At 36.5% G+C, this 20,905-nt stretch carries 20 protein-coding genes, 1 pseudogene and 1 other annotated feature (1 of these 22 only partly in view); of the genes and pseudogenes, 7 read left to right on the forward strand and 14 right to left on the reverse strand.

What is annotated here, in order from left to right:
- Positions 1-215: a binding site (T-box leader), on the reverse strand (it extends 26 nt beyond the left edge of the window).
- From gltX to AB3I42_RS10645, 4 genes are all read right to left on the reverse strand, one after another.
- Positions 212-1,672 (reverse strand): glutamate--tRNA ligase, encoded by a 1,461-nt coding sequence (gene gltX, locus AB3I42_RS10630; protein ID WP_081123398.1) that lies wholly within the window; start codon positions 1,670-1,672, stop codon positions 212-214. (Overlaps the previous feature by 4 nt.)
- A 216-nt stretch (positions 1,673-1,888) precedes the next feature.
- On the reverse strand, positions 1,889-3,049 hold the full coding sequence (locus AB3I42_RS10635) for a PIN/TRAM domain-containing protein (RefSeq protein WP_181914679.1): 1,161 nt from the start codon (positions 3,047-3,049) through the stop codon (positions 1,889-1,891).
- A gap of 33 nt (positions 3,050-3,082) precedes the next feature.
- Positions 3,083-4,453 (reverse strand): DNA repair protein RadA, encoded by a 1,371-nt coding sequence (gene radA, locus AB3I42_RS10640; protein ID WP_010720638.1) that lies wholly within the window; start codon positions 4,451-4,453, stop codon positions 3,083-3,085.
- A 50-nt stretch (positions 4,454-4,503) separates the two neighbouring features.
- Positions 4,504-5,034 carry a dUTP diphosphatase gene (locus AB3I42_RS10645; protein ID WP_010720639.1) on the reverse strand — a complete coding sequence of 177 codons (531 nt, stop codon included), beginning with the start codon at positions 5,032-5,034 and terminating at the stop codon, positions 4,504-4,506.
- A 201-nt stretch (positions 5,035-5,235) separates the two neighbouring features.
- Between AB3I42_RS10645 and proB the strand changes: the two genes are divergently transcribed.
- The 3 genes from proB to AB3I42_RS10660 all read left to right on the forward strand — a co-directional run bounded on the left by proB (position 5,236) and on the right by AB3I42_RS10660 (position 7,731).
- Positions 5,236-6,042: a glutamate 5-kinase gene (gene proB, locus AB3I42_RS10650; RefSeq protein ID WP_010720640.1), complete on the forward strand. Its 807-nt coding sequence runs from the start codon at positions 5,236-5,238 to the stop codon at positions 6,040-6,042.
- The gene (locus AB3I42_RS10655) at positions 6,039-7,283 is read left to right on the forward strand and encodes a glutamate-5-semialdehyde dehydrogenase (protein ID WP_010737261.1); all 1,245 of its coding nucleotides are present in this window, start codon (positions 6,039-6,041) and stop codon (positions 7,281-7,283) included. The genes proB and AB3I42_RS10655 overlap by 4 nt, the downstream gene beginning before the upstream one ends.
- A 103-nt stretch (positions 7,284-7,386) precedes the next feature.
- Positions 7,387-7,731, forward strand: a complete 345-nt coding sequence (locus AB3I42_RS10660) for a hypothetical protein (protein ID WP_010720642.1) — start codon at positions 7,387-7,389, stop codon at positions 7,729-7,731.
- Positions 7,732-7,819: 88 nt separating this feature from the next.
- On the opposite strand, the gene AB3I42_RS10665 is transcribed toward AB3I42_RS10660, so the two are convergent.
- Both AB3I42_RS10665 and AB3I42_RS10670 read right to left on the reverse strand, forming a co-directional pair.
- Positions 7,820-8,137: a hypothetical protein gene (locus tag AB3I42_RS10665; RefSeq protein WP_010737260.1), complete on the reverse strand. Its 318-nt coding sequence runs from the start codon at positions 8,135-8,137 to the stop codon at positions 7,820-7,822.
- A gap of 262 nt (positions 8,138-8,399) precedes the next feature.
- Positions 8,400-9,614, reverse strand: coding sequence for an MFS transporter (locus AB3I42_RS10670; protein WP_034700062.1), 1,215 nt, complete (start codon positions 9,612-9,614; stop codon positions 8,400-8,402).
- A 112-nt stretch (positions 9,615-9,726) separates the two neighbouring features.
- On the opposite strand from AB3I42_RS10670, the gene AB3I42_RS10675 reads away from it, so the two are divergent.
- Positions 9,727-10,242, forward strand: coding sequence for a PadR family transcriptional regulator (locus AB3I42_RS10675; RefSeq protein ID WP_010720645.1), 516 nt, complete (start codon positions 9,727-9,729; stop codon positions 10,240-10,242).
- A 153-nt stretch (positions 10,243-10,395) separates the two neighbouring features.
- Here AB3I42_RS10675 and AB3I42_RS10680 read toward each other — a convergent pair whose 3' ends face one another.
- Together AB3I42_RS10680 and AB3I42_RS10685 are read right to left on the reverse strand one after the other, a co-directional pair.
- On the reverse strand, positions 10,396-10,836 hold the full coding sequence (locus AB3I42_RS10680) for a DUF2798 domain-containing protein (RefSeq protein WP_010737257.1): 441 nt from the start codon (positions 10,834-10,836) through the stop codon (positions 10,396-10,398).
- A gap of 445 nt (positions 10,837-11,281) precedes the next feature.
- Positions 11,282-12,130: pseudogene (locus AB3I42_RS10685) on the reverse strand (SDR family oxidoreductase).
- Between the two features lie 127 nt (positions 12,131-12,257).
- On the opposite strand from AB3I42_RS10685, the gene AB3I42_RS10690 reads away from it, so the two are divergent.
- The 3 genes from AB3I42_RS10690 (at position 12,258) to AB3I42_RS10700 (ending at position 14,114) form a co-directional block, all read left to right on the forward strand.
- Positions 12,258-12,725: an Rrf2 family transcriptional regulator gene (locus AB3I42_RS10690; RefSeq protein ID WP_181914680.1), complete on the forward strand. Its 468-nt coding sequence runs from the start codon at positions 12,258-12,260 to the stop codon at positions 12,723-12,725.
- A gap of 156 nt (positions 12,726-12,881) precedes the next feature.
- Complete coding sequence (locus AB3I42_RS10695) at positions 12,882-13,880, forward strand: SWIM zinc finger domain-containing protein (protein ID WP_242623582.1); 999 nt, start codon at positions 12,882-12,884, stop codon at positions 13,878-13,880.
- A gap of 66 nt (positions 13,881-13,946) precedes the next feature.
- The gene (locus AB3I42_RS10700; protein ID WP_220381081.1) at positions 13,947-14,114 is read left to right on the forward strand and encodes a hypothetical protein; all 168 of its coding nucleotides are present in this window, start codon (positions 13,947-13,949) and stop codon (positions 14,112-14,114) included.
- Between the two features lie 346 nt (positions 14,115-14,460).
- Here the strand turns inward: AB3I42_RS10700 and AB3I42_RS10705 are convergent, their stop codons facing one another.
- From AB3I42_RS10705 to AB3I42_RS10730, 6 genes are all read right to left on the reverse strand, one after another.
- Complete coding sequence (locus tag AB3I42_RS10705) at positions 14,461-16,344, reverse strand: FtsK/SpoIIIE domain-containing protein (protein WP_368022486.1); 1,884 nt, start codon at positions 16,342-16,344, stop codon at positions 14,461-14,463.
- Between the two features lie 36 nt (positions 16,345-16,380).
- Positions 16,381-17,919 carry an FtsK/SpoIIIE domain-containing protein gene (locus tag AB3I42_RS10710; protein ID WP_368022487.1) on the reverse strand — a complete coding sequence of 513 codons (1,539 nt, stop codon included), beginning with the start codon at positions 17,917-17,919 and terminating at the stop codon, positions 16,381-16,383.
- A gap of 84 nt (positions 17,920-18,003) precedes the next feature.
- Complete coding sequence (locus AB3I42_RS10715) at positions 18,004-18,771, reverse strand: hypothetical protein (RefSeq protein ID WP_368022488.1); 768 nt, start codon at positions 18,769-18,771, stop codon at positions 18,004-18,006.
- 70 nt (positions 18,772-18,841) lie between these two features.
- On the reverse strand, positions 18,842-20,014 hold the full coding sequence (gene essB, locus AB3I42_RS10720; protein ID WP_081123400.1) for a type VII secretion protein EssB: 1,173 nt from the start codon (positions 20,012-20,014) through the stop codon (positions 18,842-18,844).
- Complete coding sequence (locus AB3I42_RS10725) at positions 20,015-20,290, reverse strand: EsaB/YukD family protein (RefSeq protein WP_010720653.1); 276 nt, start codon at positions 20,288-20,290, stop codon at positions 20,015-20,017. It abuts the gene before it with no gap.
- A 151-nt stretch (positions 20,291-20,441) separates the two neighbouring features.
- On the reverse strand, positions 20,442-20,735 hold the full coding sequence (locus tag AB3I42_RS10730) for a WXG100 family type VII secretion target (RefSeq protein WP_010720654.1): 294 nt from the start codon (positions 20,733-20,735) through the stop codon (positions 20,442-20,444).
- Positions 20,736-20,905 lie beyond the last annotated feature (170 nt).

The following is a 20,905-nucleotide window of genomic DNA, read 5'->3' on the forward strand; positions in this document are numbered from 1 at the left end:
CACTTTTATTTATAATCAGATATGATTACCTCTAGCTGTTAACGTAAGCTTACACGTTCTCGACTACCTGAAATTCGTCACAAAGAGATGTGTCTATTTCACTCGCCGAAACCACTCCCAGAGGCATTTCAGTAAACATCAATCAGTGACTTCCACCGCCCGTCACCTCTCTTGAGATCAATGATTACTTACTTCTTTCTGTTCATCGTGTTTAGTTGATGACTTGATTTAAATGTGCTAATGATTTTTCACGACCAAGCAATTCGATCGTATCTGGTAATTCTGGTCCGTGCATTTGTCCTGAAACAGCTACTCGGATCGGCATGAAAAGATTTTTACCTTTAACGCCAGTTTCTTTTTGGACAGCTTTGATTGCTGCTTTTACGGTTGGGGCATCCACGACTTCCATTTGTTCTAGTTGTGCTTTAAATGCATTAAGAACAAGTGGAACAGTTTCGCCTGCTAATACTTCTTTAGCCGCATCGTTCAATACAGGATGTTCATTGAAGAATAAGGAAGAAGCTTCTACGATTTCAGCTGCGTAACTCATTTGTGGTTGATACAGACTAACGATTCTTTTGACCCATTCGATCGTTTTTTCATCAGGATTTTCTTGTACTCGACCGTCAGCGATCAAGTAAGGCAAGCACATGTCTGTTAACTTATCTAAATCCATTTCTTTCATGTAATGGTTATTCACCCATTGTAATTTCTTCGCATCGAAGGCTGCAGGTGATTTACTCAAACGATTTGGATCAAACATGTTGATCAATTCTTCTTGGTTGAAAATTTCGTCTTCGCCTACTGGTGACCAACCTAATAATGCAATAAAGTTGAACATTGCTTCTGGTAAGTAACCTAATTCATGATACTGTTCGATAAATTGTAAAATCGATTCATCACGTTTACTTAGTTTTTTCCCAGTTTCTGTATTGATGATCAATGTCATGTGACCGAATGTTGGTGGTGTCCAACCAAAAGCTTCATAGATCATCAATTGTTTAGGTGTATTTGCAATATGGTCATCCCCACGTAAGACATGAGTAATCTTCATCATATGATCATCTACAGCTACAGCAAAGTTATATGTTGGCATACCATCACGTTTTTGAATGACATAGTCGCCACCGATATTATCTGATTCAAAGGTGATATCCCCTTTGACCATATCTTTGAACGCATATTCCGTATTACGTGGTACACGGAATCGGATCACTGGTTCAATCCCTTGCGCTTCTTTTTCTGCTTGTTCTTCTGGTGTTAGATTTGCACAAGTACCCGCATAATGAGGCATTTCTCCACGTGCACGTTGTTCTTCACGAGTTGCTTCTAACTCTTCTTCTGTACAGTAACATTTGTATGCCCGATTACTTGCAAGAAGTTGATCAATCAAAGGCTGATAAATTTCTTTTCTTTCAGATTGACGATAAGGACCATATTCTCCAGGATTTTCAGGAGATTCATCCCAATCGATACCTAACCAAGCCAAATTTTCCAATTGGCTCTTTTCACCATCTTCAATGTTTCGTTTTTGGTCTGTGTCCTCAATACGAATAATAAAGTCTCCATCGTTGTGGCGAGCAAATAGATAATTGAACAATGCTGTTCGAGCATTCCCAATATGTAAGTGCCCAGTTGGACTTGGTGCATAGCGTACGCGTACTTTCGTCATTTTCTTCCTCTTCTTTCAAACTAGACTTTAAAATATGAGACAAAACACGAAAAACATGTTCTGTTTTACATCCTCATATTTCTTAAAGGCTTTTTCATTAAAATGAAAGCCACTCAGCACAAATTTTACCTTTAATATGGGAAATAGTAAAGCCAACTGGTTGAATTTCCTTACCAGTTGGCTACTTTTTATACTCATATTCCGATTTTTCTTTCGTTAAGCATGTTTACTTTTTTCAGTTTCTTTTTTATTGTCTTTATTATCGATCCCACGACCTGCATGGGCTGGTTTTGCAAAAATCATCCGCCCGGCAGCTGTTTGTAAGGCACTTGTAACAACCACTTCGATATGTTCGTTCATATAATGCTGTCCATCTTCCACGACCACCATGGTGCCATCATCGAGATAAGCAACCCCTTGTTGACGTTCTGTTCCTGCTTTTACGACTAAAACATTCATGTTTTCACCTGGAATAACTACCGGTTTTACTGCATTCGCTAAAGCATTGATATTCAACACTGGTACATTTTGAAACTCTGAGACTTTATTTAAGTTATAATCATTTGTCACGATGACACCATCTAAAATTTTCGCTAATTTGATCAATTTGCTGTCCACTTCAGTGATATCTTCAAAATCACCGTCATACATTTCAACAGAGATTCCTTCTTCTTTTTGCAAAGCATTGAGGATATCCAGCCCGCGGCGTCCGCGAACACGTTTTAGGCTATCGCCAGAATCAGCAATATACTGTAATTCATAAAGCACAAAATTCGGAATCATCAGTGTGCCTTCTAAAAAACCAGTTTTGGTGATGTCATAGATTCGTCCATCAATGATCACGCTAGTATCTAAGATCTTGTATTTATGAAAGTTCTCGCCTAATTTCCGTTCCAGTATTTGGCTCTCCACTTGACTAGGTGTTTCTTGTTCCACTTTCTTGTTTCTTGAACCAAAGATTTTTTTCCATTCATCGATTCGAGTGGTTCCCATCCTGAATCCTAAATAGCCTAAAATAACCATTAATAAGATGGGAAGAACACTATTTACAAACGGAATTTGCAAATTATATAGTGGCGTTGAAATAATTACACCTAAAGTTAGCCCGATAATCCCACCAATTGCACCAAACAATAGGTAAGTTAAACTAACCTCACTTAATTTTTCCTCAATTTGCTTGATAACAGCTGAGATATGTTTTGCCAATAGCAAAGACAATAAAAAGAAAATAAGTGCACCTAACAGGCTATTGGTAAATGTATTATTCAGCCATCCATTTGTTTGCTGACCAATTGTCTGCCAAGCCATTGGTAAAAAAGAAATACCTAAGCTGGCACCGACAATAATCATCAGCAAGGTGATGACACGTTTTTGCATACTCTTTCCTCCATTTCTTTAATTTTACTATTTTTAACGAAAGACACGTTTTAACGTTTCCGCCAAGGTAGCGACACCTACGACTTCAATGCCAGTCGGAGGATTCCACCCTCCTAGATTGTTCTTTGGCAAATAAACTTTTGTGAAACCCAGCTTTTGTACTTCTTTGACACGCTGTTCAATATGACTGACACGGCGAATTTCGCCCGTCAACCCGATTTCGCCAATAAAACATTCTGTCGGTTGTGTCCCTTTTTCTTTGTAACTGGAAGCAATACTCACAGCAATCGCTAAATCAATGGCTGGTTCATTTAATTTTACCCCACCTGCTGCTTTTAAGTAAGCATCTTGATTCTGCAACAGTAAGCCTGCTCGTTTTTCGAGAACTGCCATGATCAATGATACTCGGTTAAAATCTAAGCCAGTAGTGGTTCGTTTAGCATTTCCATACATTGTTGGTGTTACCAGTGCTTGGATTTCCACTAAAATTGGGCGGGTACCTTCCATCGCCACAACAATCGCTGAGCCTGTTGCTCCTTCTAATCGTTCTTCCAAAAAGATTTGGGAAGGATTCGCAACTTCTTCTAATCCATGTTCATGCATTTCAAATATACCAATTTCATTTGTTGAACCAAATCGATTCTTTACTGCTCTCAAAATACGAAAACTATGATGCTGTTCTCCTTCAAAATACAAAACAGTATCAACCATATGTTCAAGCATACGTGGACCCGCAATCGATCCTTCTTTCGTTACATGTCCTACGATAAAAATCGCAATCCCATTTGTTTTCGCTATTTTCAACAACTCAGCAGTCGTTTCTCTCACTTGACTGACACTCCCTGCTACACTCGTAATATCAGGTTGTGTCATCGTTTGAATCGAATCAATGATCACATAATCTGGTGAAATCTGTTCGATGGCACGGCTAATTTCATTCATATCAGTTTCAGCATATAAGTAAAATTCTGTATTTATTGAACCCAAACGCTCGGCACGTAATTTAATTTGTTCTGCACTTTCTTCTCCAGAAACATATAATACTTTCCCGCCGATATCAGCTAATTGTTGGGATACTTGTAAAAGTAATGTGGATTTACCGATGCCTGGATCGCCACCAATCAAAATCATTGACCCCGGAACGACGCCCCCGCCCAAAACTCGATTCAATTCATCTAATTTTGTTTTGACTCGTGGTTCCTTTTTAGGAATCACTTCTGCAATTTTCGTTGGTTTGGCTTTTTCTCCAGTCAAACTTGTTCGTGTTCTACGGTCAGTCGTATCTTGCTCGATTTCCTCGACCATCGTGTTCCATTTCCCGCAATTTGGGCAACGCCCTAAGAATTTAGGCGAAACATAGCCACAATTTTGGCAAACAAACTGGACTTTCGCTTTTTTTGCCATTGTCCCGCCTCCTTAAATAATTATTTTTGAATTAAATAAACCTTGAGTAGTTATACATCTGATGAACCAAAGCCACCTTTACGAGCCTGTTCTGTTTGGTCTTGATCTGCTTTTAAGAATGGCAAGAAAATTCCTTGTCCAATTCGCTCACCTTTTTTGATGACAACATCCTTCAAACCAAAATTAGTAAATTGGAACATGATATGCCCTTCATTTGCATCATTATTATAGTAATCACTATCAATGACACCTACTCCATTACTTAAAACTAAAAAACGCTTCAACGGATTACTTGAACGATTGGCTAACTGTAAAAATTCATCTTCTCCCATATAGGCTTTGATCCCAGTTGGAACAAGAACTGGTTTTAATTTTTTCTCGTCGACTGTTGTTTCTTCATTTTTCAATACCTCTGAAAGAGCTGTTATCCCTTGTTTTAATCCAGCTTTCCAAATACTTGGAATAACAATATCTTCTGCCGCCTCAAAATCATATCCAGCAGCATGATGAGTTGCTCGTTGAGGTAATTGTATCTTTTGTTGTGCATATGTTGAAATAACTTCAAATCCTCTTTTTCTCACCGAATTTCCTCCCAAAATAGACTATATTTATTTTACCATATTCATGATACCAAAAGGACGACTTAAAAAATTCTTCATTAATTTATGTTAAGATGAATAAAATACTGCTGTCATAAAAAAATAAATTTTATACATGACTTTATGGTGTAAAACAAGTAGAATAGAACGAAATCAAAACGTGTATTTAGTTAGAGGTGTCACATGCGAAAAGAAGTTACAAAAGCCAAACGAATTGTTATTAAAGTGGGAACGAGTACTTTAATCTATCCCAATGGAAACATCAACCTCGCTGCGATTGATCAGCTTGCCTTTGTCTTGTCTGATCTTCGGAATCAAGGGAAAGAAGTCGTATTAGTTTCATCCGGCGCTGTTGGTGTCGGGATGCACAAAATGAATCAAGCTACACGCCCCACAACGATCCCGGAACAACAAGCAATTGCTGCGATCGGACAGGCAGAATTGATGAACATTTATAATCAACGTTTCAGTGTTTACAATCAGCAAACAGCTCAGATCCTCGTTACTCGGGATGTGATCGATTTTCCTCAAAGTCGAGTCAATGTGATCAACACACTTGAACAGTTATTAGCAATGGGAACCATCCCGATCGTTAATGAAAATGATACTGTAGCAGTCGATGAACTTGAACATACAACGAAATTTGGTGATAATGATCAACTATCTGCGATCGTTACAAAATTGATCACAGCAGATTTATTAATTGTTTTATCTGATATTGACGGATTTTATTCCGCCGATCCTTCAAAAAATCCAGACGCAAAGATGTATCAAACCGTTTCGGTCATTGACGAGTGTTTAATGGCACAAGCGGGTGGTGCTGGCAGCACCTTTGGAACAGGAGGAATGTCTAGTAAGTTACAAGCAGCATTACGTATTTTTGAAGCCAACAGTACAATGATCCTGGCAAACGGAAAAAATCCTACCATTATCTTCGATCTTTTAGCCGGTAAAGAACTTGGAACCTTATTTAAGGAGGAACACGTATGACTGATTTAAATCAACTTGGAAAAAATGCAAAACAAAGCGCCCAAACTCTTGCTTTGATGAGTACAGAACAGAAAAATGACCTTCTCAAACAGATGGCATTGATGCTCAAAAAAAATCAAGGAGCGATACTTGAAGCCAATCAGAAAGATTTAGAGCAAGCAACCGAAAATCAGATGAGCGAAACGATGCTTGACCGCTTACGCTTAACGCCTGAGCGTATCCATGATATGGCTGAAGAAATCAGTAAAATCGCTTCATTAGAGGATCCAATTGGAAAAGTAGAACAAATGTGGAAGAATGCTGATGGGTTACTGATTGGAAAAAAACGTGTCCCACTTGGTGTCATCGGAATCATTTATGAATCTAGACCGAATGTGACGACTGATGCAGCCAGCTTGGCTTTTAAATCAGGAAATGCCGTTATTCTTAGAGGCGGAAAGGAAGCTTTCTTTTCCAATCAATTATTAGTGAAGCTTCTGCAACAAACGTTAACTGATGCTGGCCTGTCTCCTTACGCTGTTCAATTTGTGGACGATACATCTCATGAAACGGCTGCTGAATTAATGAAATTAACAGAGTACTTAGATGTGTTGATTCCTCGAGGCGGCGCAAATTTGATCAGAAGAGTGAAGGAACAAGCCACAGTCCCAATCATTGAGACTGGCACTGGTAACAATCATATTTATATCGATAAAGATGCTCAGTTGACCATGGCAACGAATATCATCGTCAATGCAAAAGCTTCTCGTCCATCTGTTTGTAATGCTGCAGAAACATTGTTGATCCATTCAGAGATCGCCCCTTTCTTTTTACCTGTTATTGAAAAAGCATTAGTAGATCATGGGGTTTCTCTACGTGCAGATACGCGTGCCATGGAATATTTAGAAACTGCAACCCTTGCAGAAAAAGCTGATTGGGATACGGAATATCTAGACTATATTCTGGCTGTGAAAGTCGTTGATTCTTTAGATGAAGCGATCGACCATATCAATCGCCATAATACAAAACATTCTGAAGCCATCGTTACGGATAGTTACCAAGCAAGCCAACGTTTCTTGAACGAAGTGGACGCCGCTGCGGTTTATGTGAATGCCTCAACTCGTTTTACTGACGGAGCTGTTTTTGGTTTTGGTGCTGAAATCGGTATTTCTACTCAGAAATTACATGCTCGAGGTCCGATGGGATTGAATGAACTGACCTCTACGAAATATATCATTTACGGCGAAGGTCAAATCCGCTAAAATGTTTCACACGAAACATTTTAGTCTTCACAATAAAAATATGACAAAATTTTTCTTTATTTTTTGATTCTTGAAAAGTTTTTTAGTTAGAAAGGTTACTTTTATGTTCGAAATTTTCACGATATTTTTAGTATACTTGATTTCTTTAAACATCGCTGCCTTTATAGGAGTGATGATTTTAGCCACTTTTTTCCAAATAAAAAAAAGAAATTTTAATCCCACTCAGGAAAAATGGCAAGTTTATCTTCAAAAAATTGGTCCTAAAGGCATTGTTCAAAGGCTACATGTTAGTTATATGCTCGCTTTAGGCATTTTAGCTGTGATCAATTACAATCTAGCGTTCCACCATTCGATTGCTTATACGATCACTTTATTGATTGCCGGAATTTTCCATTTGTCTTTCAAATATCAATTAAACAAAAACAACTTACCCAAGCGCTTTAACTAGAATGCCTCATAACTACAATGAGTGAAATAAGCTATTATCGACTAAAAGAAACGCATTAAGCGTAATTTTAAGTCGATAATAGCTTATTTTAGCCAAGATGATCTTCATTATCGTTAGAAAAAATGGCAAACCCATCGAATGTCTCACCATCATAATATCTTAACAATTCTTCTGTCGACAGATTCATTGTTTTTTCTTTTTCTATTTCCATATCTGTAAGTAGTTGTTCACGATAGGCTTGATACATACTCGCTAGTTTCTGGTGCATGATTTTTCGAGATTCTCCTGTCGCATTGATTACAGGCAGCTCTTTTAGATAACCACCATAAACGGGTCGATCATCCACCAACTCGATGGGAAGTTCAACCAACGTGATACCTACTTCTTTGAAATATTCTTCAATCATCGCTTTTCCTCACTTTTTACTGGCTGTGTCTTATTCTCATCATAACATGATTTATGACAAAAACAGTGTATTCATTGACCTTTTTCGTTGAAACACATGTTAAAAATAAACCCTCTCACGATACCAGTTACCAGAACTGTAGATCGAACGTCACAAATAACAGAAAAAAAACCTTGAAACACAGTATGTGAAATTCAAGGTTTTATTGATTCATCATTAACTATTTTTTTCGGTTTTTATTCTTTCTTTCAAAACCTCATTTTTATTGATCTTCATCTGTTACAAAATAATTTTGATGATGAATAATACAAAAGACACTAATTACGACAATGATCGCAGCAAAATAAAAAGCATAACTTTCACCTAGTTTTTCGCCAATGATCCCTGCAATAAATGGCGCTAATGCCCCACCAAAGAAACGAACAAAGCTATAACTTGAAGAAGCCACATTTCTTGGTAAACCTGGTATCTCCATAGCAATCGTTGTCAATAATGTATTGATGATCCCTTGGAAAAAACCTGAAAGTACAATGCTGATTGGCACTAAAATTTGGATAGTTGAACCGGCACCTAGTAACGCCAAACAAATAATAAAGAAAACAAACGCTGCTAAAATCGTTCGGTAAGTAGTGAATTTTTGTTCTAGTACTGGTGCGACAAAAATCGAAGCAATTGCTAATAAAACGCCCCAACCAAAGAAAACAAAACCGACCTCTAACTCACTATACCCCACTAATAAGAATGGTGCATAGGCAAGTAACGTAAAGAAACCAAAATTATATAATAAGGCAATCAGACCAACGGAACGCAATTTGTGATTACTTAACGCCTTGACCCCTTCCCAAAAACCAACCTTCCTTTGTGGTTTTCCTGCCTCTGGAAGAAGGATCGCCAATGCTAAAAAGCCAATAAACATCAACGTAGCTACTCCATAAAAAGGATACCGCCACGAGCCACTTCCTAGTATGCCGCCAACTAATGGTCCAACAGCCATCCCACAGCCTAGTGCTGCTTCATACATCATAATAGCTTTTTCAGTGTTACCCACTAAAATACTTACAATAGTCGCAAGTGCTGTTGAAACAAATAAAGCATTCCCTACACCCCAACCAGCACGCAATCCGATCAATGTACCAATATCATTGGACAATCCACCTAAGCCAGCAAATACAACAATAATGACCAAACCTGCCATCAATGTTTTTTTCAAACCAATTCGACTCGATAAAAAACCTGTAAACAACATCACTACTCCCGTTACCAACATGTAGCTCGTAAATAATAATGTCGTTTGGGCAGGTGTTGCATCTAATTGAGCAGCAATCGTTTTTAAAATGGGATCTACTAAGCCAACTCCCATAAACGCAAACATACAAGTTGCAGCGACTACTAACGCTGAATTCTTTCCTTTACTTTGTTCCTGTCCTTTCTCTGTTAGTTCTTCTTTGATTTCTATTTGATTCTCCAAATTCCCCATTCCTTTCTCTACCTAGCATCATACATGATTTATTTTACATGTCAATATGCACATGTAAAAACAAAAATAAAAAATATGCTATAATAAGAGAAAACCAGTCAGGAGGTATCGTATGAATACTTTAGCCTATATCTTATTATGCGTTCTTTTGTCTAAACCTCGTTCCGGTTATGAACTAAAACAATTAATCACCATTTTCTGGGAAGCTCACCACAGTCAGATTTACACGACACTGGCTAAATTAGACCAGAAAGGTTATATTTCTGTCCTGGAAATCGAAGAACATTCGCAGAAAAAAATTTATACCCTTACCAATGAAGGAAAAGCGATCGTAGAAGAATGGATCAAAGAAGAGACCCCTGCTCCTACTCAAAAAGATGAATTTTTAGCCAAACTGTACGCTTTTTCTACCTTAGATAAAACAACAGCGACGGGTCTTTTATTTACAAGAGAACAACAATTAAACAAAATCATGCAAAAAAACCAAGCAAAACTAGCAGATCTTTCAGTAAATAAAAAAGAGGAATTTGGACGTTATGTCGTTATTCAACGAAGAATTTTACTTTGCCAGCAAGAACTACAATGGTGTACACAGGTTCGTGAAATGATGCAAACATTTTTTGATTAATTGTTCTTAAAAAAAAGAGCATGTGACTGAAGTAGCTCATTCAAAAAATAAACGAAACTTCCTAATAAGCGTGTACGCAATTTTAGGCAAGTTCTTTTATCTCTTGATGCTAAACAAGTCGCATCCTCTTTTTTTATAATCTAAAAGATCTTTTTAGTTTTGGATCGTGCTTAATACCAATCGAGAGATAGGACCTACGATTAGTAATTGCAAAGGCAATGCAACAATCACATTCATTTTCCATGCGGTAAGGTACGCTGAAAATAGTTGGTCAGGTATTCCCTGCTCAATCACAACACCAAACAACGACATACAGGTAACCATTCCTAGGACCATCAGACAAGAAATCGTTACGATCATTTGAAATTTACTTTCTGAATTTACTGGCAACTTGAAAGCTATTTTTTTCGCAATCACACCAACAATAAAGACATCTAAAATAAAAGCCACGATGAATCCTGGAACTAAACCAATCAATAGATTTGAAAAATATAAATCCCCATGAAGCCAGAGATTATACACACTCATTCCTAAGACCATGAGAAAACACATTAGTGATGTAAAAATAATTCCTTCTTTTTTGTTTGTAGGCAACTATACCACTCCTTTAAATTTGTCACGAAAAGTATCGTAGCATATTTCTCATTTTCTCGTAAGTGTTTTTTTTATTACATTCAAAAAAGTCAATCTTCTACTTATCACTTAAATGCAAAAAAAAGAGCCTGATCCCAGACTCTTTAAATAGGTGTGAAAACGAATAAACAGTGTTCAACCAGCTACTCTTTGAAATAAGTCCGAATTTTTCAAAACCAAAAAACTGGTTCCAAAAAATCTTTCTTAAGGTTATCAGAGCTAAACGATGCTTCACGACCTTTTGTTCACGGTTTTCACTGACTAAACTTTCAGCAATAAACTCAATAAGAAACAGTAAGCAGGTAAGTGTCAACCGTAAAAACCTTATTTTTATACTTCTTGTCACTTGTGAGAATTTACCCTTGTTTTATAGAATTAAAAACGTTGTCTCAACCGCTTTTTACAACTATTGATTCAACAATTCTTCTAGTCCATCTTTTAAAGAGACAAGTGGATGTCCCAAAGCTTGTTCAAAATCTTTTGAGGAAACATCGAGTTGATTATTCTTGATATCTTTTTGAATAGCTGCAAACATTTGTGCAGCAGATTCAGGATAACCAGCCTCCTCTAAATTTTTGATGAACTCATGGTCATTGGTAGCCACGATATCAATAGGTTTGCCTGTCACTTCTTTTAATTCTTTAGCTAGTTCTTCATACGTGATCGGTTGACCCGATAATTCAAGAACTTCTGGAAAGTTCAAGTTTGCTAGTGCTTTTGCTGCAACTTCGGCATATTCTCGTTTTAATGCCCAGCCAGTTTTGCCTTCACCTGCTGAATAAATAAAGCGCCCATTCTTTAAGGCAAGTTCAATGAGTGGCCATTCATTTTCTAAGTACCAATTATTACGTAAAAAAGTATGTGCGATTCCAGAATCAGCAATTACTTTCTCTGTAAACTGATGATCTGGCGCTAGAATACTGGTCGAGTGATCGGCATCAGCAAAACTAGTATAAGCAATGTAAGAAACACCAGTTGCTTTTGCGGCCTTCACAACATTTTCATGCTCAGCTTGCCGATTACCAGGTGCACCAGACACAAACAACAAGCGATCAATTCCCTATAAGGCATTTTTCATAGAAGAATAATCAGCATAATCTCCGAAACGGACATTCCAACCCTTTTCTTCAAGTGTTTTCCCCTTTTCTTCATTCCGCGCCAACACATAGATATTTTCCTGAGGAACGAGCTGTTTTAAGTACTCCATAGCATAGTTACCAAAACCACCAGTTGCTCCAGTAATGAGATAATTCATTCTAACCACTCCTTTTTTCACGTTGATAAATTTTTTAAATAGAGCCTGTACATTTTTAAGTTACACCATTATCTTAAAGAGTATGTTAAAATAAGTCAAGAATAAACGTCGAAAGGAATGGGATAGTATGAAATATTCTTTACAATTGAGCGATGCGATCCACATCTTAGCCTACATAGCAATTTTTCAAGATAGCGATATGTTATCTAGTGAGATGATTGCGAAAAGTATTGAAACCAGTGCAGCTAATGTCCGTAAAATCATGAGCCGACTAAAAAAAGCGAATTTGATTATTACGCAAGTCGGAAAAGCTGCACCTTCTTTAGCTCGTTCTCCTGAAAAAATTTCACTTTTAGATATTTATAAAAGTATTGAAGGAAATACTAATCTCATTCAAGTGGATCCGAAAACAAACCCAAATTGTATCGTTGGTGCGAATATTCAAGAAACATTGACGGCAAGCTATACCCTACTCCAAGCAAAAGTAGAGGAAGAAATGTCACATATCACGTTAGACTCTTTGCTACACAAAATTGCTGTATTAGAAATTGAAAAACGCCCTCACAATCACGAAAGAATAAAAAAATTTCTTTAAACAACAATTGGTAATTATTTTACTATAAAAAATATACCTAAAAATAGCCATTTATATTAAAATTAAATAACTTACGTATCAACAAAAAAATACTGTTTTTCATCCATTTATCCGTTAAACTTATTAAGTAAGAATTAATATAAAGGAGGAGATTAGGTGAACAACTGGAAAGAATATTTTTTAGAAACTACAATAGATTTAGGATACTCCTATTTTATTGGGGAACAGGTAAAAAACTTTAAGGTTAAGCAAAAACAGATTACTGCCAACATTACTAGTAATGAAAACTATCATGCAATCATTGACCTCGTTGACCACTTTTATTTAGAAAAAATGGTTTGTAGCTGCCCCTGCTTATCGAACGATCATTGTCCCCATTTAGTAGCCGTTTTATTCGAATACAATAAATACTTACAAAAGAAAGATGCAAATAACAGCGCATATTTGGTTTCCTACGCGGAAGATTCACAAATCCGTCCTTTTTTAAAGATGATTTTAAAGGAAAATGACCACTTAGCAAAACGTTTTCAACAATATATTTATTCAGATGCTTCTTTTGATATCAATAAATATCAAGCATACTATGAGAAACAATCTGCTTCCTCGTTGAAGAAAGAACCCGCAGACAAAAAAAGAGGATTGAAAAAAAAGAAACAAATTTTATCTGTTAAACAAATGGAGTACTTAAACTATTCCAAGCAAAAAATTCAACATACTATCCAAGAAAACTGGCACTCCCCTACTATCAGGACACAATATGTTAATTACTTACTTAAAAACAGAATATACAAAGAAGCAGAAAAAGTACTACAGGAGAGTCTGCTTTTGGATCGTCAATCTCCTGATCTCGTTCAACTTCATCGTTATTCTCTAAAAAAACTCTATTATAAATTAGGAAAAAAAGAAGCATACATAAATCAAGTTTTTAAGTTATTGATTGAGAATGATGCATTAGATATGAATCTAGTTCACCAATTGAAAAAAACTTGTTCAAAAGACGAATGGATATCGTTGCGAAACCGTTTGTTCCAAGAATTACATAATCATCAAGACATTGGCTTACTTTATTCACAGGAAAAATGCTATGATCTATTATTGAATCGTGTGTTAGAGACCTCTGGAATCAAAGAAGCTAATCGTTATTTCAATATTTAAAAAAAACAGACTCCCGAAGCACTATTACAGAAATATGAATATGAATTGCGGAAAATAGCCCACACTATGACTACTCGGAATCATTATCATAAACTGGTGAGATATATTGAAGAAATGGCTACTTTACCAAACAGCATGATCTCGGTTCAATTGTTGATCAAAGAATTAAAAGAAAAATACCCGCGAAAAAAAGCAATGATCCAAGAATTAAAATTACTCGAAAAAAAAATGTAACTATTTATTATGCCAACGTTATTTACGAGTGATCCTGAGTTTTTTGCCAAAGACAGAAAAAATGCTTTAAACTTCAATAATAAGAAGAAGTTTTCAAAAAAATTACCTAAAAGAGTCTGGGACAAAAAAGGACTTCCCAGACTCTTTTAGGTGTAAAAATGAATAAATGGTGAGCATACCTTCTTGCCAAATAGACATTCCAGAATTAATTCCTCGAAATCGCATGAATTTTCGAACACTTGAGAAGCTATTACAAAAAATTCTTCCTTCTGTTGTTGGAGCTAACCCATGCACCCGTGCCCTCTTGTTCGGGTACATTATTTTTAGTGCGGTATCATTTTTACCCTCACTCTTCTTCGACAGGAACTACTATGATTTCCAACTTTCCATCCTTTAAACTGTAAAAACTATTTTTATTATTTGGGTTATTTTCTCTTGTAAATGTAAAATCATCAACAAATCCTTGAGTTTGGAGACTCCCATCAAAAAGGATCTGAGAAACATTTTCTTTTACTATTTGAGTCATTCCACCATAAAAGTTGCCAGTTTTCGCTAACAGATCAATAAAAATGAATTGAAAACACGAATTTCCTCTATTTAATAACTTGCCCACTTCTCCCGAGAATAACCCCATTTCTTCCACGAAATCAGCCAGTCCATTAAGAACCACGATTTTTCTCGTTTTTGGCGTGAACCACAGTTCATCCCAGAAATGAGTAAATTTCTCACTTCGTTTTGCGACATCATGCAAGCTAAAATACGAAGTCACTTCGTTTTTTATTTGCTCCAATGTTCCAGAAACATCGATTAAAATAACATTTTCTTCCACATCCATCATTTGTGATAGCCACCATGAAAACATCCTCTGCAATTGTACATTGGAAGTAAAAAATAAACCTAGCTGCTTTCCAAGAAAAAATGCAAATGATTCCACCTCAACTGTTTGCTTATTCAAACCTAGATACACCAAGTCTTTTTCTTTATTGCGCACAAACTGACTGAAAAGTTTTGGCGTTAACCGTTCGGGCACCATCAGGATTTTTTCAGGACGTTTTCCTACCCAGTCTTGATCTATATTTGTTATTTCTTCTGCCATTTTTTCGAATATTTCTGATTCATTTTGACCATTAGTGGGTAAATAAAATTGTAATATCGTTGGTCGGTCAAGCATCACTTGCCCTCTTCCTTTAATAGGCAACGCAACAATCGCTTCTCTTCCCAGCACTTGTTTGATTTCACTTTCATCATGTAAATACATAAACAGCTTTGTTGCAAATTGACTCATCATATTTAGGCGAATACTCCCGACACGATTTGCAGATAGAATAAGATAAATCCCTAAACTTGCACCATCTCTTAGTAAATGCACGATTGTTTCATCGATGGAATCTTTTCGTTTATCCTCTATCCCCAAACTCTCGTAGCTATCTAATATAATAAAAATGATCGGTAATTGGATGCTCGTTTTTTCTTGGTATTGGTAGAGATTTGTGGCACCCTTTTCTTTAAACAGTTGTTTTCTCTCCGCCAATGATCGCTTGATTCTCACAAACATTTTTTGTCTTTTTTCTTCTTCTAAAGTGACGATGTCAACGACATGTGGCAACTTCTTCAACGGTAAAAGGCCATTAGTACCAAAATCAACTAGATGAAACCATACTTGATTTGGAGTATTTTGTCTTGCAAGACTTAAAACAATTGTTTGTAATAACGTAGATTTTCCATATCCAGAACTAGCGAATACAACGGTATAACTACTTTTCTCGCAATCATAGTAATAATGACTTTGCTTTTGCTCATGAGGTACATCTAACAAGCCTATAGGAACCTTTAATGTATTCCGTTCATTTCCTTTAAAGATAGGCATTACTAACCACGTTGGTAATTCTGGTAACCAAGGTTGTGATGGTTGGCTGAATGTTGATTGTTGAAAAGTTTGTACAATCAACCTTCTGACTGCCTCATATTGCGTAACTATACTGCCCGCTGCTTTCCTCGAATCTTTTTCTGTAGGAGCAAAGAGGACTTCCTTTTGACCAAATTCATTCACAACAACGATCCGTTCATCTTCAAGAGATTGGTTTGGTGCGTAGGGTGCTTTTGTATAACCACTTTGGAACAATTCATAGACGTCATTTTCTCCTACCTTAAGATAACCCCTCCCTGGTCTTGACACATAAGCTGCATCTGTTGTTTGTAAAAGTTCCTTTGAGTCTTGAACACTTGCCATTTTCAATGCCACTTTACTTTTACTATTCGACTCGATTTAGTCGTTGACTACTCCGGCTGGTTTTTGGGTAGCTAAAATTAAATGGACGCCAAGTGAACGACCAATCCGCGCTACTGAAGTCAGCTCCTCCAAAAATTCTGGCACATTGACTTTTAATTCGGCAAACTCATCGGATACTAGAAAAAGATGAGGCAGCGGCTGATCAGGGTACGCAGAAACGTTCCTTTGTTTTCGTTGTTTGTATAACTGCATATACTCATTGATGTTGTTTACTTCATAGGTCGCAAGTAACCTTTGTCGCTTTTCCAGCTCCGCTTTGATACTGATCAATGCACGGGACGTACCAACTCGGTCTAAATTAGTGATCGCACCCATAAAATGTGGCAACTTACTTACTGTTTGTGCGAGGCCGCCACCTTTCCAATCAATCACTAGAATCCCTACATCTTCAGGAGAAAAATTGATGGCTAATCCCACTAAATAAGTAATCAGAAATTCTGACTTCCCTGAACCAGTCGTGCCACCAATTAAAGCATGAGGTCCATGTGCCTGTTCATGGAGATCCCAGTAGATCCCCTGATTTTTTCTCTGCCAGCCGATCAATGAACGCAATGTCTTACTTGGCTCTGCGTTCAACCAGCGCTTAGAAATCATTAACTCCTCAACAGTCTGAACTTGATATTGCTCTAATAAATTGATTTTTTCTGGCAGATTTTGATTTTCAATTTCTTCATGGAATAAGTTAGCTAAGCGAAAAATTGCTTGTTCAAGTGGATAACTAGTTGGTAAACGATTAGGTGTAAATGGTTGATTAATGTGTTGTTCTTTATGATTGATCAACATAGCAATATCTTGACTTTGATACGCTATTAACGTCGTTACAGTTTCAGGCAACTGATCGATAGATTCCTTCGCCCAAATAACTACGACATCATACCGATTTAATTCTTCCGTTAAAAACTCACTGATTTCATGCTCCCACAAGCCTTCTTCTGTGATAATTGAAAAAACATAAGTTGGTTTAAAAGCTATCTTCTGATAATCAGCATGTTGTAGTTTTTGCTTCCTTTTAGAAAGGATCTTATAAAATGCACTTAAAACCAACTCTCGATTTTTTAAATTGAATAGGAGCCCTCTTTGTTTAAGTGGAAAGGATCGCAACGTATGATGTGGTAACCAACGCCAATTTTTCCATGTTTTTTCATATTCTTTTTCTTGAAGAAGAGTGATAAACTCAACCTCTTGGTAAGAGTGCAAGACAGAAATTTGAAATAGTAAAGATTGAAGAGCTTCCTGCAAAACATTCGATGGACCGACAAGCCCCACTGACTGAGTTGCTAATGAAATCGCAATAGGTGCGTTCTTTAATTTTTGATAAGGACGAATAAAATCGGATAGAATTTCATCGTTCCATTGATCCTCATCCAAATAAGAACTAACAATTTTAAAACTGGATGGACGTTCGCCTATTCCTAAGCAAACGGTTAAAAAATCTTTATCCTTTGGTCGACGTTCATAGATTCTTGGATGACATTCCTTTGTCATTCGTGCTAATTGATTATTAGAAGGATACATGTACTGTAAAACTTCTTTTTGTCTTTGCTGTAACCTGTTTAATTCAAAAGCTTTTTTGATTCTATATTGTTGGATAGTTATTTTTTATTCACTTTTTTTTCGTTTTATTTTCTTTTTATTTAATAAATAATTGATAGTAGAGATACTGGACGTCAATAAATTAAGTCCATACATACCTAGTATCAGAAGCAGGTTTCGATTGCTAAAAAATAGAAACATTCCGCTTAAGATAAATATGCCTAAAGACGGGAGAACCAATTTAAAAAAGGATTGTTTCTCCTGAGCTGCTTCGTGTCTCGGTAATCGAACCTCCACTTGTACTTTTGGCTCTTCCAGATAGATTCTAGGGCTTCTTCTAAAAAAGGGGAAGTGCTTAGGATATTCAGGTATATAAGGGACTTCAGAAAGTACCCATGGATTTAATTGGATCGCTTGACCTAAACCGATGATCTGCCACTGCTTTTCCCGCCTTTCGATAATCCACTGATCCACTACGATCTGATCACCTACTTGGAAAGTAAATACACCTTTTGTTACAAGTTGCTGATTATAATAAACGGGTGCTTTACTAGGATATATACTCAATTGATAGTTATTATCCTGATAATCTATCGCAATCATTGCATCTGATTCAATCATCAAGGCAGAGGTTGTTGCACATGAAATATCAATCAATTGCTTCGGTGGATCGATCCACTTTCTCTGCAATGTTTCATGCTTTAATATCAGAAACCTCGGATCATCTTTGATCGAAGAGTCTGAAAAATTTATATGCTGTTTGATATAACAGATTTTTTTGCCGGCGATCACCAGCTCTTTATCATTTTGAGTAAATACTTCATGAATAAACATCTCCCCAAAATAAAAGAGATCAAAAAGGATGGAAAGACTGATATTCATCTGATTTTCGGTGCATAGTGTCTTATTTTGTGGGATTTTCAGATTTATTCTCTCCTGGCTTTTTGCTATATTGACTAATTTTTTCTTGATAGTTTTTTAGTAATTTTTGCTTTTTTTCACCACTCATTTGATCGTTCATTTTTACTGTCAGATATAACTTAGTATAGACATGCAAAAGATACTGCTCATCTCCAATGTTTTGAGCGATATCCAATGCCTGTTGGAGATTATTTCTGTCAATGTAAATCCAATAAAGCAAACGATTCTCACTTGACTCTTGAGATAATTGATTTAAAATAGCTGTTTTTTCTAATGAAGTTAAATGATCTAATTGAATGACACTAACAGCCACTATATATTTGATACTTTGAGAAAACAAACTGGGGGATACATCTGCTAAAGCCGTTAAAACACCTGCATAATCCTTGGCTATATATTTTGCTTGTGCATCCACGCTCCGTTCTATCTGTGGTAATTGATAAAACGCATAAATTCCTGTTAATAAAGCAAAAAGGATGGTTGACAAGCTGAATAAAAGGCTACCCCGTTTAAAAATAAAGTAATTTTTCCTACTGACCACACGTAATTCTGTCGCTCGAATCTCCTTTTGTGTTTCGATTTGGTCGCTAATAATCTGATTGATTTCTGTTACATTTTTTGCTCCATGGAGCAATTTCGACAAGTCATCTGTTAATCCTTCACTTCCTCCATTTAAACTCTCATAACTCAAATTAGGATATAAGATAGCCAACACCAGTGCCCGATATTGCTTCAGAAAATCATTTTCAGTGACCGTATATGGAGCGATAACTTGCATAAACCCTCGATGTGCAAGAAAAATCTCTTCTCCAAACAGAAACAAATTATCGGGATGAAACAATGGTTGGATCGGTCCATTCATAAAATCACACAATTGATTGACTTTTTGGGCAAGCAATAATCGTTGGTAAAAATCTAATTTAATCAAAACCTGTGAGAAACACTTCATTTGATTTGTTTTTTTGTATTGAATGATTAATTTTTCTGTAGATAAATGGCTAACGTCACCTGCCAGTAAATTTCTTTTAGGTTTTAAAAAAAATGTATATTGTTCGATCTGATCCAGCGCATATTGATTCGCTTGTAGCTGAATTTCCACTCGTTCATCGGTTATTTTAATACCTTCTTTTTTAAATACATCCTTTTCGCTCTTCAATTACTTGTTGTCACCACCATTAAGGATACGTGGCTTGATTAACAGTTGGTCACCATGACTAATTGGATAATCTGATAAAAGAAATTCTTCATTCAATCGTATTGATTTATTTGTCACTTCTAAATCGAACGCAGCCGGTAGCACGATCGAAGAAACCTGAAGCGCGTTCACAAATAATTCCTTTAAGCGCCTAATGGTTATTTCCCTAGGTATTTGCAAGTCGATCGTTTGCTGTTCGATTTGCAAACAAATATCAATGACTATTCCCTGTTTCATTGAGTTACCCCTTTTTTCATGTATGGCTTATTTTTTACATTCAAAGTCAAGGAATCAAAACAAAAACCAAATGAAAATAGCTAAAAAACAACTGACATTTGCTGCTTTAATGGGTACAAGTCAAACGAAGATTGGTTTTTACTGATAAACGCTATAGCAACCCAAAATTCCGAGCATCTTGACGATCCCGTTCTGAGACGGTATTCGCATAGTTGTTGAGTTGCTCATAAATACTTTCAAATAATTGTGTCATTTGTTTAACGCTACCTTCTAACTGGTGATACTGATCAAGATATGCTTGAAAAGCTTGTCCTTTCCAATTATGTGCAATTTGCTGGTTCATCGTATTTACTTTTCGGATAGCCTCTTGTATTTGGAGCGCTGATTGCTGATAGATCTTCGCTTGTGATTTTAATTGATCAGGCGTAACTGCAATTGGTCCCATTCTTCCATCCTCCTAGCATTTAGTTGGTAAAACTATTACCTTGGTCATGAATAATATACGACAAGTTCTAAAATATTCCGCTAAATCTTTATTTTTATCTGAAAATTTTTCTCGCATAGAAAGACCTATGTAACAAAACAGTGATAAAAAGCCCGACAACCTTTTTGGTC

The organism is Enterococcus sp. C53, assembly GCF_040887425.1.
GTDB lineage: Bacteria > Bacillota > Bacilli > Lactobacillales > Enterococcaceae > Enterococcus_B > Enterococcus_B hirae.

Coding starts and splice junctions, on each gene's coding strand:
- AB3I42_RS10660 (WP_010720642.1), top strand. CDS start 7,387: ATGTTCGAAATTTTCACGATATTTTTAGTATACTTGATTTCTTTAAAC.
- AB3I42_RS10705 (WP_368022486.1), bottom strand. CDS start 16,344: ATGGCAAGTGTTCAAGACTCAAAGGAACTTTTACAAACAACAGATGCA.
- AB3I42_RS10690 (WP_181914680.1), top strand. CDS start 12,258: ATGAAATATTCTTTACAATTGAGCGATGCGATCCACATCTTAGCCTAC.
- AB3I42_RS10725 (WP_010720653.1), bottom strand. CDS start 20,290: ATGAAACAGGGAATAGTCATTGATATTTGTTTGCAAATCGAACAGCAA.
- AB3I42_RS10670 (WP_034700062.1), bottom strand. CDS start 9,614: ATGGGGAATTTGGAGAATCAAATAGAAATCAAAGAAGAACTAACAGAG.
- AB3I42_RS10710 (WP_368022487.1), bottom strand. CDS start 17,919: ATGTATCCTTCTAATAATCAATTAGCACGAATGACAAAGGAATGTCAT.
- AB3I42_RS10675 (WP_010720645.1), top strand. CDS start 9,727: ATGAATACTTTAGCCTATATCTTATTATGCGTTCTTTTGTCTAAACCT.
- AB3I42_RS10655 (WP_010737261.1), top strand. CDS start 6,039: ATGACTGATTTAAATCAACTTGGAAAAAATGCAAAACAAAGCGCCCAA.
- gltX (WP_081123398.1), bottom strand. CDS start 1,672: ATGACGAAAGTACGCGTACGCTATGCACCAAGTCCAACTGGGCACTTA.
- AB3I42_RS10665 (WP_010737260.1), bottom strand. CDS start 8,137: ATGATTGAAGAATATTTCAAAGAAGTAGGTATCACGTTGGTTGAACTT.
- AB3I42_RS10635 (WP_181914679.1), bottom strand. CDS start 3,049: ATGCAAAAACGTGTCATCACCTTGCTGATGATTATTGTCGGTGCCAGC.
- AB3I42_RS10715 (WP_368022488.1), bottom strand. CDS start 18,771: ATGTTTATTCATGAAGTATTTACTCAAAATGATAAAGAGCTGGTGATC.
- AB3I42_RS10730 (WP_010720654.1), bottom strand. CDS start 20,735: ATGGGACCAATTGCAGTTACGCCTGATCAATTAAAATCACAAGCGAAG.
- radA (WP_010720638.1), bottom strand. CDS start 4,453: ATGGCAAAAAAAGCGAAAGTCCAGTTTGTTTGCCAAAATTGTGGCTAT.
- proB (WP_010720640.1), top strand. CDS start 5,236: ATGCGAAAAGAAGTTACAAAAGCCAAACGAATTGTTATTAAAGTGGGA.
- AB3I42_RS10700 (WP_220381081.1), top strand. CDS start 13,947: ATGACTACTCGGAATCATTATCATAAACTGGTGAGATATATTGAAGAA.